15 protein-coding genes are annotated in these 13,061 nt (G+C 73.5%); 11 read left to right on the top strand and 4 right to left on the bottom strand.

Translation table 11 applies throughout. The features are described 5' to 3' along the window. Positions 1-1,596, bottom strand: coding sequence for an MFS transporter (locus tag ACI79H_RS16200; protein ID WP_456555438.1), 1,596 nt, complete (start codon positions 1,594-1,596; stop codon positions 1-3). A 77-nt stretch (positions 1,597-1,673) separates the two neighbouring features. Here ACI79H_RS16200 and ACI79H_RS16195 point away from each other — a divergent pair, with 77 nt between their 5' ends. The 4 genes from ACI79H_RS16195 to serB all read left to right on the top strand — a co-directional run bounded on the left by ACI79H_RS16195 (position 1,674) and on the right by serB (position 6,266). Next, positions 1,674-2,183 (top strand): metallophosphoesterase family protein, encoded by a 510-nt coding sequence (locus ACI79H_RS16195; protein ID WP_456555437.1) that lies wholly within the window; start codon positions 1,674-1,676, stop codon positions 2,181-2,183. After that, positions 2,180-3,046, top strand: a complete 867-nt coding sequence (locus ACI79H_RS16190) for a putative RNA methyltransferase (protein WP_456555436.1) — start codon at positions 2,180-2,182, stop codon at positions 3,044-3,046. Before ACI79H_RS16195 ends, ACI79H_RS16190 begins: the two co-directional genes overlap by 4 nt. A gap of 134 nt (positions 3,047-3,180) precedes the next feature. Next, positions 3,181-4,890, top strand: a complete 1,710-nt coding sequence (ctaD, locus tag ACI79H_RS16185) for an aa3-type cytochrome oxidase subunit I (protein ID WP_456555435.1) — start codon at positions 3,181-3,183, stop codon at positions 4,888-4,890. 122 nt (positions 4,891-5,012) lie between these two features. Then, on the top strand, positions 5,013-6,266 hold the full coding sequence (gene serB, locus ACI79H_RS16180; RefSeq protein ID WP_456555434.1) for a phosphoserine phosphatase SerB: 1,254 nt from the start codon (positions 5,013-5,015) through the stop codon (positions 6,264-6,266). Between the two features lie 7 nt (positions 6,267-6,273). Here the strand turns inward: serB and ACI79H_RS16175 are convergent, their stop codons facing one another. Beyond that, positions 6,274-6,843 (bottom strand): isochorismatase family protein, encoded by a 570-nt coding sequence (locus tag ACI79H_RS16175; protein ID WP_456555433.1) that lies wholly within the window; start codon positions 6,841-6,843, stop codon positions 6,274-6,276. Positions 6,844-6,856: 13 nt separating this feature from the next. Then, complete coding sequence (locus ACI79H_RS16170) at positions 6,857-8,164, bottom strand: nicotinate phosphoribosyltransferase (protein ID WP_456555432.1); 1,308 nt, start codon at positions 8,162-8,164, stop codon at positions 6,857-6,859. A gap of 60 nt (positions 8,165-8,224) precedes the next feature. On the opposite strand from ACI79H_RS16170, the gene clpS reads away from it, so the two are divergent. Both clpS and ACI79H_RS16160 read left to right on the top strand, forming a co-directional pair. After that, positions 8,225-8,521 carry an ATP-dependent Clp protease adapter ClpS gene (gene clpS / locus ACI79H_RS16165; RefSeq protein WP_456555431.1) on the top strand — a complete coding sequence of 99 codons (297 nt, stop codon included), beginning with the start codon at positions 8,225-8,227 and terminating at the stop codon, positions 8,519-8,521. Positions 8,522-8,593: 72 nt separating this feature from the next. Then, on the top strand, positions 8,594-9,094 hold the full coding sequence (locus ACI79H_RS16160; protein ID WP_456555430.1) for a DUF2017 family protein: 501 nt from the start codon (positions 8,594-8,596) through the stop codon (positions 9,092-9,094). Here ACI79H_RS16160 and ACI79H_RS16155 read toward each other — a convergent pair. Continuing rightward, a complete protein-coding gene (locus ACI79H_RS16155) occupies positions 9,033-9,386 on the bottom strand; it encodes a hypothetical protein (RefSeq protein WP_456555429.1) in 354 nt (117 codons plus the stop codon). The genes ACI79H_RS16160 and ACI79H_RS16155 overlap by 62 nt on opposite strands. A 119-nt stretch (positions 9,387-9,505) precedes the next feature. On the opposite strand from ACI79H_RS16155, the gene ACI79H_RS16150 reads away from it, so the two are divergent. From ACI79H_RS16150 to ACI79H_RS16130, 5 genes are all read left to right on the top strand, one after another. Further along, positions 9,506-9,991: a Mov34/MPN/PAD-1 family protein gene (locus ACI79H_RS16150; RefSeq protein ID WP_456555428.1), complete on the top strand. Its 486-nt coding sequence runs from the start codon at positions 9,506-9,508 to the stop codon at positions 9,989-9,991. A 126-nt stretch (positions 9,992-10,117) separates the two neighbouring features. Next, on the top strand, positions 10,118-10,396 hold the full coding sequence (locus ACI79H_RS16145; RefSeq protein ID WP_456555427.1) for a MoaD/ThiS family protein: 279 nt from the start codon (positions 10,118-10,120) through the stop codon (positions 10,394-10,396). A 47-nt stretch (positions 10,397-10,443) separates the two neighbouring features. Then, positions 10,444-11,394 carry a PLP-dependent cysteine synthase family protein gene (locus tag ACI79H_RS16140; RefSeq protein WP_456555426.1) on the top strand — a complete coding sequence of 317 codons (951 nt, stop codon included), beginning with the start codon at positions 10,444-10,446 and terminating at the stop codon, positions 11,392-11,394. Between the two features lie 78 nt (positions 11,395-11,472). Beyond that, a complete protein-coding gene (gene murI / locus ACI79H_RS16135) occupies positions 11,473-12,300 on the top strand; it encodes a glutamate racemase (RefSeq protein ID WP_456555425.1) in 828 nt (275 codons plus the stop codon). Beyond that, entirely contained in the window at positions 12,297-13,040 is a 744-nt protein-coding gene (locus ACI79H_RS16130; RefSeq protein WP_456555424.1) for an MBL fold metallo-hydrolase, read from the top strand. Before murI ends, ACI79H_RS16130 begins: the two co-directional genes overlap by 4 nt. Positions 13,041-13,061 lie beyond the last annotated feature (21 nt).

The following is a 13,061-nucleotide window of genomic DNA, read 5'->3' as shown; positions in this document are numbered from 1 at the left end:
CTACCCCGCGTGGACGACGGCGTCCTCGGCCGGCAGGTCCTCCTTCGTCGCCTTCACCAGGAACGCCGAGACCAGCGCGCCGATCACCAGCAGCCCCGAGGCCCAGGTGAAGGCGGTGGTGTAGCCCTCGACCTGCGCCTGGAGGCCGATGGCCGGGTCGCGCGGGTCCCCGCCGGAGGTCAGCGCGTCCGCGGTGTAGGTGCTGATCGCGGCGACCGACAGCGACGCGAGGACGGCGGTGCCGATCGAGGCACCCACCTGCTGGGTGGCGTTGAGCATCGCGCTGGCCGCGCCGGCGTCGCGCTGCCCGGCGCCGATGAGCGCCAGGTTGGACAGCGGCACGAAGGTGAAGCCCAGGCCCAGGCCCAGCAGCAGCTCGCCGGGGAACGGCAGCTGCCAGAACCCGGTGTCGACCCCGACGAAGGAGAGCGTGAAGAGCCCGGCCGCAGCGAACAGCCCGCCGGCGATCATGAGGGGCCGGGGTCCGATCCTCGGCACCAGGACGCTGGCCGCACCGGCCGCGATGAAGACGCCCAGCGTCGTCGGCAGCGAGGCGAGGCCGGCGCGCACCGGCGAGTAGTCCAACACCTGCTGGAAGTACAGCGACAGGAAGAAGAACGACCCGATGAGGCCGGCGCCGACGAGCGTCGAGGTCAGGTACGCCCCGCCGCGGTTCCGGTCCAGCACGATGCGCATCGGCAGCAGCGGGTTGCGGGTCCGCAGCTCCAGGACGACGAAGAGGGCCACGAGGACCACCCCGCCGACGATGAACACCCACGCGAGGCCGTCGGCCCAGCCGCTCTCCGGCGACACCAGCGTGGTGCTGCCCTGGGCCTGGGCCGCCTCGTTGGCCGCCCGCGCCTCGGCGGAGTTCGTCTGCGCCGCCTCGGCGACGCGGGTGAAGCCGTAGACGATCGAGGCGAGCCCCGCGGTGACGAGCACCGCGCCGGGGATGTCGTAGCTGGTGTCGCCCGGCGCCTTGCTCTCCGGCACGTACCGGCTCGCCAGCACGATGGCGAGCACGGCGATGGGCAGGTTGACCCAGAAGCACCAGCGCCAGTCGGCGTACTCGGTGAGGATGCCGCCCAGCAGCAGCCCGATGGCGGCACCGCCGCCGGCCAGGGCGCCGTAGACGCCGAAGGCCTTGGCCCGCTCCTTGGGCTCGGTGAACAGCATGGTGATCAGCGCCAGGGACGCCGGCGCCAGCAGCGCGGCGAACAGGCCCTGGAGGGCCCGGGCGCCGAAGAGCATCGCCTCGTTCTGGGCGACGCCGCCGAGCGCGGAGGCGAGCGCGAAGCCGGCTGCCCCGAAGAGGTAGGCGCGCTTGCGGCCCCAGAAGTCGGCGATGCGGCCGCCCAGGAGCAGGAAGCCGCCGAAGGTCAGCGTGTAGGCGGTGACGATCCACTGCTGGCTGGCCTGGCTGATCCCCAGGTCCGCGGTGACCGCGGGAAGGGCGATGTTGACGATCGTGGCGTCGAGGACCACGAGGAGGACGGTCATCGAGATGATGCCGAGGGCCAGCCAGCGGCGCTCGTAGGGCTCGTCGGCGGGGGGCTGGGCCCCGTCCGCGGCTGTGGTGTGCACGGGGTCTGTCACGGGGTCCTCATCGTTCGGGCGGGTGAGCCGGGATCGCCGGCCGCGGCAGCAACGTAACGGCCTGCGACGATGTCCGCGTGCCTGTTTCGCTGGTGTTCACCTCGGACACGCACCTGCCGAAGCGGGCCCGTGACCTACCTCATTCCCTCTGGGACGCGATCGTGACCTCGGACGTGGTCGTCCACGCCGGCGACTGGGTCGACGTGGCCCTGCTGGACCTCCTCGAGGAGCGGTCGCGGCGGCTGGTGGCGGTGCACGGCAACAACGACCACGGGGCGCTGCGCGAGCGGCTGCCCGAGGTGGCCCATGCCGAGATCGAGGGCGTTCGCCTCGCCGTCGTCCACGAGACGGGCGACGCCAAGGGCCGGGAGCTCCGGTGCGCCGCCCGCTTCCCCGACACCGACGTCCTGGTGTTCGGGCACAGCCACATCCCGTGGGACACCACGGCGCCCTCCGGCCTGCGGCTGCTCAACCCCGGGTCGCCCACCGACCGCCGTCGCCAGCCGCACGGCACGTTCATGACCGCCGTCGCCGACGCCGGGCGGCTGCGCGACGTCGTCCTGCACGCGGTGCCGCCGCGCGCATGAGCGGCCGCCCCGCGCTGCCGGACGCCGCCGTCGCGGTGCTCGCCTGCCCGGTCTGCGGTGCCGGGCTGGCGGCGGGGGAGGACGGTGCGCTCCTGCGCTGCCCGGCCGGGCACTCCTTCGACCGGGCCCGCCAGGGGCACGTGACCCTGCTCCCGCCGGGGCACCGCGCGCCCTCGGGTGACTCGGCGGAGATGGTGGCCGACCGGGTGGCCTTCCTCGAGGCCGGTCACTACGCGGGCGTGGCCGCGGCCCTCGGGGACGCCGTGCTCGGGGGAGGAGGAGCCGCACCCGCACGGCTGCTCGACCTGGGCGGCGGCACCGGCCACCACCTCGCCGCCGTCCTCGACCGGCTGCCGGGGGCGACCGGCGTGGTCCTGGACTCCTCCCGGTACGCCGCCCGCCGGGCGGCCCGCGCGCACCCGCGGGCCATGGCGGTGGTCGCCGACACCTGGGCCCGGCTGCCCGTGCGGGACGGCGCGGTCGACCGCGTGCTCGTCGTCTTCGCGCCGCGCAACGGCCCGGAGATCGCCCGCGTCCTCGCCACCGACGGCCGGCTGGTCGTGGTGACGCCGGCGGCCGACCACCTGGCCGAGCTGGTCGGGCCGCTCGGGCTGCTCCGCGTGGACCCCGACAAGGACGCCCGGCTGGCCGGGACGCTCGAGCCGCACCTGGTGCCGGTGACCGGCGCGACGGGGCGCGAGGCGCTGCTGCTGGACCGCGCCGCGATCGGGACGCTGGTCGGCATGGGCCCGCACGCCCGGCACCTGGCGGCCGCCGACCGGGCCGCCCGGCTGGCCGCGCTGCCGGAGCGGGTGGAGGTCACGGTCGCCGTCCGGGTGGCGGTCTACCGCAGGCCCGGCTGACCGACCGAGCGCCGGGTCCGGGCCGCGCGGCGCGTCCGGCCCGTCCCGCGGACGGGTCGTCGGAGCACCTGTCTAAGCTGCGGGGCGTGACGATTGCACCGGCGCCCATCGTGAGTCGGCCGAGCCCGGCTCACGTGGTCGAGAAGGGTTCGCGGCTGTCCAACCTGCTGCGGACGACCGACCACAAGACCATCGGCCTGATGTACCTGGCCGCCTCGTTCATGTTCTTCATCCTGGGCGGCCTGATGGCCATGCTGATCCGGGCCGAGCTGGGTCGCCCGGAGCTGCAGTTCCTGTCGCCGGAGCAGTACAACCAGCTGTTCACGATGCACGGCACGCTCATGCTGCTGATGTTCGCGACGCCGCTGTTCTTCGCCTTCGCGAACCTGATCATGCCGCTGCAGATCGGCGCGCCGGACGTCGCCTTCCCGCGGCTGAACGCGCTGTCGTTCTGGCTGTTCCTCTTCGGCAGCCTGACCGTGGTCTCCAGCTTCGCGACCCCCGGCGGGGCGGCCGACTTCGGCTGGACGGCCTACACGCCGCTGTCCAACGTGGTGCACTCGCCCGGCGTCGGCGCCAACCTGTGGATCGGCGGCCTGGCGGTCTCCGGTCTGGGCACGATCCTCGGTGGCGTCAACTTCATCGCCACGATCGTCTGCCTGCGCGCGCCCGGCATGACGATGTTCCGGATGCCGATCTTCACCTGGAACGCCCTGGTGACCAGCATCCTGATCCTGCTGGCCTTCCCGATCCTGACCGCGGCGCTGATGGCGCTGCTGGCCGACCGGAACCTGGGCTCGCAGATCTACTCCACCGAGAACGGCGGGCCGCTGCTGTGGCAGCACCTGTTCTGGTTCTTCGGCCACCCCGAGGTCTACATCATCGCGCTGCCGTTCTTCGGCATCATCACCGAGATCATCCCGGTCTTCGCCCGCAAGCCGCTGTTCGGCTACAAGGGCATGGTCGGCGCGACCCTTGCCATCGGCTTCCTGTCGCTGGCCGTGTGGGCCCACCACATGTACGCCACGGGCGCGGTGCTGCTGCCCTTCTTCGCCTTCCTGACCTACCTGATCGCGGTGCCGACGGGCCTCAAGTTCTTCAACTGGATCGGCACCATGTGGCGCGGCCAGATGACGTTCGAGAGCCCGATGCTGTGGTCGATGGGCTTCATGATCACGTTCCTCCTCGGTGGCCTGACCGGCGTCCTGCTGGCCAGCCCGCCGCTGGACTGGCACGTGTCGGACTCCTACTTCGTCATCGCCCACTTCCACTACGTCGTCTTCGGCACCGTGGTGTTCGCCGCCTACGCCGGGATCACCTTCTGGTTCCCGAAGATGTGCGGCCGGATGATGGACGAGCGGCTGAGCAAGCTGCAGTTCTGGATGACCTTCGTCGGCTTCCACGGCACGTTCCTCGTGCAGCACTGGCTCGGCAACGAGGGCATGCCGCGCCGCTACGTGGATTACCTGCCGACCGACACGTTCACCACGCTGAACATGATCTCGACGATCTTCAGCTTCGTGCTCGGCGCCTCGGTGATCCCGTTCATCTACAACGTGGTGCGGTCGTGGAAGTACGGGAAGCTCGCGCTGCGCGACGACCCCTGGGGCCACGGCAACTCCCTGGAGTGGGCGACCTCGTCCCCGCCGCCGCGGCACAACTTCGTCGAGATCCCGCGGATCCGCTCCGAGCGCCCCGCGTTCGAGGCGCACTACCCCCACCTGATCGACCGGCTCCAGGAGGAGGCGCACGCGGGCAAGCGCCACGAGCCCTACGCCGGCGTCAGCGAGCTGGTCCCCGGCACGGGCAAGCGACAGGGTCCGAACGACCCCGACCCCACCTGAGCAGCACCCCCGCCCACGCGGGGAGCGCGGCATCGAACGCCCCGTCGGCCTCCGGGCCGGCGGGGCGTTCGCCGTCAGGGGCGCCCGCCGGGGCGGAGCAACCGGTGCGGCACGATGACCGCGTGCCGCTGGACCCCACGCCCCCGTCGTCCGAGGTCCCCGGGGCCGTCCCCGCCCGCGCCCTGCTCACCGTCAGCGGAGCCGACCGGCCGGGCGTGACGGCCCGGCTGTTCGCCGCCCTGGCCGGGGGTGCGCCCGCCGTCGAGGTGCTCGACGTGGAGCAGGTCGTCGTCCACGGTCAGCTGGTGCTCGGCGTCGTCGTCGGGGTGCTGCCGGGCACCGGCACCCCCGCGCCGGGCGAGGACGCTTTGCTCGCCGACCTGCGGCGGCTGGCGGCCGGCGTCGCCGCCGACGTCGGGATGCGGGTCGACGTCGAACCGGCCACCGCCGGCCCCGCGTCCGTCGCCGCGGGCCGCCCGCACCACGTGATCCTCCTGGGCCGGCCGGTCTCGCCCGACGCGGTCGCCGGCGCGGCCCGCGGGATCGCCGCCGTCGGCGGCAACATCGACGCCGTCCGCCGGTTGTCGGACTACCCCGTCACCAGCTTCGAGCTGACCGTCTCCGGGGCGGAGGCCACCGCCCTGCGGACCGAGCTGGCCTCCGTCGCCGCCGCCACCGGCACCGACATCGCCGTCGAGCGGGTCGGCCTGGCCCGCCGCAGCAAGCGGCTCATCGTGCTCGACGTCGACTCGACGCTGGTGCGCGGCGAGGTCATCGACGAGCTCGCCGCCCGCGCCGGCCGGGCCGCCGAGGTCGCCCGCATCACCGCCGCGGCGATGAACGGGGAGCTGGACTTCGCCGAGTCGCTGCGCAAGCGGGTCGGCGTCCTCGCCGGGCTGCCCGTGGAGGTGCTCGACGAGGTGCGCGAGGCGCTCGTGCTGACCCCGGGGGCGCGCACCCTCATCCGGACGCTGCAGAGGCTCGGCTTCCGCTGCGGGATCGTCAGCGGCGGGTTCACCCAGATCACCGACCCGCTGGCCGAGAGCCTGGGGCTGGACTTCGCCGCGGCGAACACCCTCGAGGTCGTCGACGGCCGGCTCACCGGCGGGCTGGTGGGCGAGATCGTCGACCGGCCGGGCAAGGCGCGCGCGCTGGCCCGGTTCGCCGCCGAGCACGGCATCCCGCTGGACCAGACGGTCGCGGTCGGCGACGGTGCCAACGACCTCGACATGCTCAACACCGCCGGGCTGGGCATCGCCTTCAACGCCAAGCCCTTCGTGCGCGAGCAGGCGCACACCGCGCTCAACCAGCCCTACCTCGACGCCGTCCTGCAGGTCCTCGGGTTCACCCGCGACGAGGTGATCGACGCCGGGTAGCGCCGGCTCAGGCGGGCTTGTGGACGTCGCCGACCAGCTCGACGCCGGCGGTGCGCAGCTGGTCGAGGGCGGCGTCGGTGGTGGCCTCGGAGACGCCGGCGGTGAGGTGCAGCAGCACCCGCGTGCGGAAGCCCGCGGCGACGGCGTCCAGGGCGGTGGCCCGCACGCAGTGGTCCGTGGCGATGCCGACGACGTCCACGGCGTCCACCCCGTGCGCCCGCAGCCACTCGGTCAGGCCGGTGCCGTCGGCGGTGCCCTCGAAGCCGGAGTAGGCCGCCGTCCAGTGCCCCTTGTCGAAGACCGCCTCGATCGGGCCGCGGTCCAGGGCCGGGTGCAGCTCCAGGCCCTCGGTGCCGACGACGCAGTGCGGTGGCCAGGAGTCGACGAAGTCCGGGGACTCGGAGAAGTGCCCGCCCGGGTCGATGTGGTGGTCCCGGGTGGCGACGACGTGGTCGTACCCGCCGGCGGCCACGTGCCCGGTCACCGCGGCGGCGACGGCCGCGCCGCCGGTGACGGCCAGGCTGCCGCCCTCGCAGAAGTCGTTCTGCACGTCGACGACGAGCAGTGCGCGGGTCATCGGGGCTCCTGTCTCAGCCGGTGAGGGTGTCGAGGGCGGGCTCGCCGCGGGAGAGCGCCAGCGCCTCCGGCGGCAGGGCGGCGCGCACGGTCTCGTGATGGGCCTTGGCCCGGCGCAGCGCGTCCGCGGGGGAGAGCGGCTCGGTGATCTCGCCGCCCCGCACCAGCGGCACGAGCAGGTCGCGGTCGCCCGGCCGCGCGGTGACCGGACCGGCGGTGACCACCTCGGCGGTGGCCACGCCGTCGCCGTCGTGCCGGCGGATCGCGGACTTGCGCCCGCCCACCGACCGCTTGCCCTCCGACTTCTTCGCGACCGGCACGCCGTCGCGCTCGACCAGCTTGTAGACCATGCCGACGGTCGGGGCGCCCGAGCCGGTCACCAGCGAGGTGCCGACGCCGTAGCCGTCGACGGGTGCGGCGGCCAGGCCCGCGATCGCGTACTCGTCGAGGTCGCTGGTGACGACGATCCGCGTGCCGGTCGCGCCGAGCTCGTCGAGGAGCTCGCGGGCGCGGGTGGCCAGGGTCGGCAGGTCGCCGGAGTCCAGCCGGATCCCCCCGAGCTCGGGGCCGGCGACCTCGACCGCCGTCCGGATGCCCTGCTCCACGTCGTAGGTGTCGACCAGCAGCGTCGTCCCCTTGCCGAGGGCCGCGACCTGGGCCTCGAAGGCGGAGCGCTCGTCGTCGTGCAGCAGCGTGAAGGCGTGCGCGCTGGTGCCGGTCGTCGGCACCCCGTACCGCCGCCCGGCCTCCAGGTTGGAGCTGGTCGCGAAGCCCACCAGGTGCGCGGCCCGCGCGGCGGCGACGGCCGCCTCCTCGTGGGTGCGCCGCGAGCCCATCTCGATGCACGGCCGGTCGCAGGCGGCCGAGACCATGCGGGCCGCGGCGGAGGCGATCGCGCTGTCGTGGTTGAGCACCGAAAGCGCGAGGGTCTCCAGCAGCACGCCCTCGGCGAAGGAGGCCCGGACGGTGAGCACCGGCGAGCCGGGGAAGTAGAGGTCGCCCTCGGCGTAGCCGTCGACGTCGCCGGAGAAGCGGAAGCCGGCCAGCCAGTCCAGCAGACGGGCGTCGGTGAGCCCCTGCTCCTGCAGCGCGGCGAGCTCGTCGTCGCCGAAGCGGAAGTGCGGCAGGGCCTCCAGCAGCCGGCCGGTGCCGGCCAGCACCCCGTAGCGGCGGCCGTGCGGCAGCCGGCGGGCGAAGACCTCGAAGACGCACTGCCGGTCCGCGGTGCCGTCGGCCAGCGCGGCCGCGACCATCGTCAGCTCGTACCGGTCGGTGAAGAGCGCGGGAGCCGGTGGGGGAGTCAGCCCGGTGTCAACGGTCATGATCGCCGAAGCGTATGCGGGCCCCGGGAGCGAGGCAGGTCGGCGTCCTAAGGTGGACGCGTGGCCGGACCGCTCGCCCCGACCCGGGCCCCCGAGACGACGGACGAGGAGCTCGGGGACCTCGACCGCCCCTGGGTCACCGTCGTCTGGAACGACCCGGTGAACCTGATGACCTACGTGACCTTCGTGCTGCAGGAGCTGTTCGGCTACGACGAGCCGACCGCGACCGCGCTGATGCTGCAGGTCCACCACGACGGCAAGGCGGTGGTCAGCTCCGGCCCGCGGGAGCGGATGGAGCACGACACCAGCCGGCTGCACGCCTACGGCCTGTGGGCCAGCTACCAGAGGGATTCATGAGCGAGCTTGCGAGCTCACGATGACAGAGCGCCCGGGGTTCACGCGTCCGACGAGCGAAGCGAGGAGGGTCGTGTGAAGCCCTTCAGGGCCGCGCGCGGCGGCGTCCTGACCGCCCGCCTCGAGCCGGCCGAGGCGGGCATCGTCGGCCTGCTGCTCGACCAGCTCGAGCAGCTCCTCACCGCCGACGCCGACGACGTCGGCGACGACCCGGTGGTGGCGCGCCTGTTCCCCGACGGCCACCGCTCCGACCCGGAGCTGGCCGCGGACTACCGCGACCTGACCGAGTCCTCGCTGCGCGGGGGCAAGGCCGACGACCTGGCGACCGTGCGCGCCTCGCTGCCGGCCGAGGGCGGCGAGGTGCGGCTGGACGCCGACCAGGCCGCCGCCTGGCTGCGCACCAGCAACGACCTGCGCCTGGCGCTGGGCACCCGGCTGGACATCAGCGAGGACACCGAGCCGCCGGAGGACGTCGCCGACGAGACCGACCAGCAGCTGGCCGTCTACTACTGGCTCACCGCGCTGCAGGGCTCGCTCGTCGACGCGCTGGTCGCTTCTCGCCCCGGCCGAAGGTGAGCAGCACCAGGAACGCCAGGAGCAGGTCCAGCACGAAGAACACGTAGACCATGCCGTGCAGCTCGACGCCCTTGATCCACGCCCCGATGCAGGAGACGAGCGTGATCGCCGTCAGCGCGAGCACGACGAGCAGCACCAGGGCCCGGAGCGTCACCATGAACACCACCGACGCGCGGTCGTTCGGGTCGCCGGTGACGTAGCCGCGGTGCCGGAACATGCCCCGAGCGCCCAGCACCAGCGCGGGCAGCGCCGCCAGCACCACACCGGCGATCAGCAGCGCTTCGTCCCACACGGCTGGCCACGCTATCGGTCGGCCACCGGGGCGTCGCCGGTGCGTCACCCGGGCAGCACCGGGACGTCGCCGTCCGGCCCTCCAGCAGGCCCGGAGAGCCCGCCGCATAGAGTGGGGCCGTGCTGCGCATCGACCGCGCGACCTACGACGCCATCGTGGCCCACGCCCGGGAGGACCACCCGGACGAGGCCTGCGGCGTGGTCGCCGGCCCCGAGGGGACCGAGCGCCCCGAGCGCTTCATCCCGATGCTCAACGCTGCGCGGTCGCCGACGTTCTACGAGTTCGACTCCGCGGACCTGCTGCGGCTGTACCGGGAGATGGACGACCGCGACGAGTGGGCCGTCGTCGTCTACCACTCGCACACGGCCACCGAGGCCTACCCGTCGCGCACCGACGTCGGCTACGCCACCGGCCCCGCGGCCGACCCGCGCACCCACTACGTGCTGGTCAGCACCCGCCACCACGCGGAGCAGACGGGGCTGGCCGGCGACGAGGTCGAGTTCCGCAGCTTCCGGATCGTCGACGGCGAGGTGAGCGAGGAGGACGTCGAGGTCGTCGAGTCCTACCTGTTCGGCCACACGCCGACCACCGTCGTCTACGACTGATCCGCAGAGCAGCCGCGCCGCGCGGAATCGGCGACGGCGCAGGGGCGTTGGCCCCCACAGACGCTCCACCCCTGCGCTCCGCGCAGCCCTCCACCCTGCCGTCCATCCCGAGGAGAACAGCACGCCATGGCCATCGAGGTCCGGATCCCGACCATCCTGCGCACCCACACCGGCGGCAACAAGACCGTCGAGGGCAGCGGCGCCACCCTGGCCGCGCTCATCGACGACCTCGACGCGCAGCACTCGGGCCTGAAGAACCGCCTCGTGACGGAGGAGGGCAAGCTGCACCGCTTCGTCAACGTCTACGTCAACGACGAGGACGTCCGCTTCACCGGTGCGCTCGACACCGCGGTCAAGGACGGCGACTCGGTGACCATCCTCCCGGCGGTCGCGGGCGGCTGCTGAGCGGTCCGCACCGCCCACACCACCGACCCCGTCCCGGAAGAGCTCCCATGGCCCGCTTCGCCTCCCTCGTCGACTCGCTCGGCGGCACCCCGCTGGTGGGGCTGCCCAACCTGTCGCCGACGTCCGACGTCCGGCTGTGGGCCAAGCTCGAGGACCACAACCCGACCGGCTCCATCAAGGACCGCGCGGCGATCAAGATGATCGAGGCGGCCGAGAAGGAGGGGCGGCTGCAGCCGGGCTCGACCATCCTGGAGCCGACCAGCGGCAACACCGGCATCTCGCTGGCGATGGTCGCCCGGCAGCGCGGCTACAAGCTGGTCTGCGTCATGCCGGAGAACACCTCGGTCGAGCGCCGGCAGCTGCTGGAGATGTACGGCGCGCAGATCATCTCCTCGCCGGCGGCCGGCGGCTCGAACCAGGCCGTCGCGATGGCCAAGGAGCTCGCCGCCGAGCACGACGACTGGGTGATGCTCTACCAGTACGGCAACCCGGCCAACGCCCAGGCGCACTACGAGGGCACGGCGCCGGAGATCGTCGCCGACCTGCCGTCGATCACCCACTTCGTCGCCGGCCTGGGGACGACGGGGACGCTCATGGGCTGCTCGCGCTACTTCCGGGAGCACAAGCCCGGCGTCCAGGTGATCGCCGCCGAGCCGCGGTACGGCGAGCTGGTGTACGGCCTGCGCAACATCGACGAGGGGTTCATCCCCGAGCTGTACGACGCCTCGCTGCTGGACTCGCGGTTCTCCGTCGGCCCGGACGACGCCATCCACCGCACCCGCCAGCTGGTGGAGCGCGAGGGCATCTTCGCCGGCATCTCGACCGGCGCGATCCTGCACGCCGCGCTCGGCATCGCCGACCGCGAGGTGGCGGCCGGCCGGAAGGCCGACATCGTCTTCATCGTGTGCGACGGCGGCTGGAAGTACCTCTCGACGGGCGCCTACGCGGGCACCCTGGAGGAGGCGAGCTCCGCGCTGGAGGGCCAGCTCTGGGCCTGAGCGCGCGCGGCCTGCGGAACCACGCCGGTCCGGTGTGCTGCGCGACCGTCGGCGGGGGCAGCTAGCCTGACCGGCGACATGGGGACGACGCAGCCGGGTGCGGATGCACCGATCGGCATCTTCGACTCGGGCGTCGGTGGGCTCACCGTCGCCCGGGCGGTGCTCGACCAGCTGCCGGGCGAGTCGATCCGCTACATCGGTGACACCGCGAACGGCCCGTACGGCCCGCTGCCCATCGCGGAGGTCCGCCGGCACTCCCTCGCCGTGATGGACGAGCTCGTCGCCTCCGGCGTGAAGATGCTCGTCGTCGCCTGCAACTCGGCCAGCGCCGCGTCGCTGCGCGACGCCCGCGAGCGCTACGACGTCCCGGTGGTGGAGGTCGTGCTGCCCGCGGTCCGCCGGGCCACGGCGGCCACCCGGAACGGCCGGATCGGCGTCATCGGCACCCAGGCGACCATCACCAGCGGCGCGTACGAGGACGCCTTCGCGGCCGTGCCGGGGCTGACCGTCACCAGCGCCGCCTGCCCGAGCTTCGTCGACTTCGTCGAGCGCGGGGTCACCAGCGGGCGGCAGCTGCTCGGGCTGGCGCAGTCCTACCTGGACCCGCTGCTGCTCGCCGGCGTGGACACCGTCGTGCTCGGGTGCACGCACTACCCGCTGCTCACCGGGGTGCTCTCCCTGGTGCTGGGCGACGGCGTCAGCCTGGTGTCCAGCGCCGAGGAGACCGCCAAGGACGTCTACCGGGTGCTGACCGCCGGCGACCTGCTCCGCGACGAGGACGCCCCGCCGCCGCAGCACGCCTTCCTCGCCACCGGGGACCCCGAGCCCTTCGCCCGCCTGGGCCGGCGGTTCCTCGGGCCGGAGATCGGCTCGGTGCTGCGGGCCGGCGCGGTGGGTGCGGCATGAGGCTGACCATCGTGGGCTGCTCGGGCAGCGGTCCGGGCCCGGCGTCTCCGGCGTCGAGCTACCTGGTGGAGCACGACGGCTTCCGGCTGGTGCTCGACCTGGGCAACGGCTCGTTCGGGGCGCTGCAGGGCCTGATCGACCCCGGCTCGGTGGATGCCGTCTTCCTCTCCCACCTGCACGCCGACCACTGCCTCGACGTCGCCCCGCTGGTGGTGTGGCACCGGTACTCCGGGCGGTCACCGGGCCGGCTGGTGCCGCTGTACGCGCCGGTCGGCGCCGAGCGCCGGCTGGCGGCGGCGTACGACCTGGACGGCGACGGGCTGACCGACGTCTTCGACTTCGTCCCCGTCGGCCCCGGCGCCCTCACCATCGGGCCGTTCGAGGTGGAGCTGGCCCGCACCGCGCACCCCGTCGAGACCTACGCGATCCGGCTCACCGCCGGCGGCCGGTCGCTGGTCTACACCGGCGACACCGGGGTCTGCGAGCGCGTCGTCCAGCTGGCCCGCGGGGCCGACGTGCTGCTCGCGGAGGCCGCGCACCCCGACACCGACCCCGACCAGCCGCCCGGGTTGCACCTCACCGGCCGGCAGGCGGCCGAGCACGCCGCGGCGGCCGGCGTGGGCCGGCTGCTGCTCACCCACATCCCGGCCTGGGTGGACCGCATCGGCCAGTTGGTCGCCGCCAGCTCCGTCTTCTCCGAGACCGAGCTGGTGCAGCCCCTGGGCGTCTACGACATCTGACGCCCGACCGGTTGCCGCGAC

It is taken from the genome of Blastococcus sp. SYSU D01042 (genome assembly GCF_054050515.1).
The sequence above is the reverse complement of the archived record's forward strand: the minus strand, read 5'-3'. Positions and strand labels throughout refer to the sequence as shown.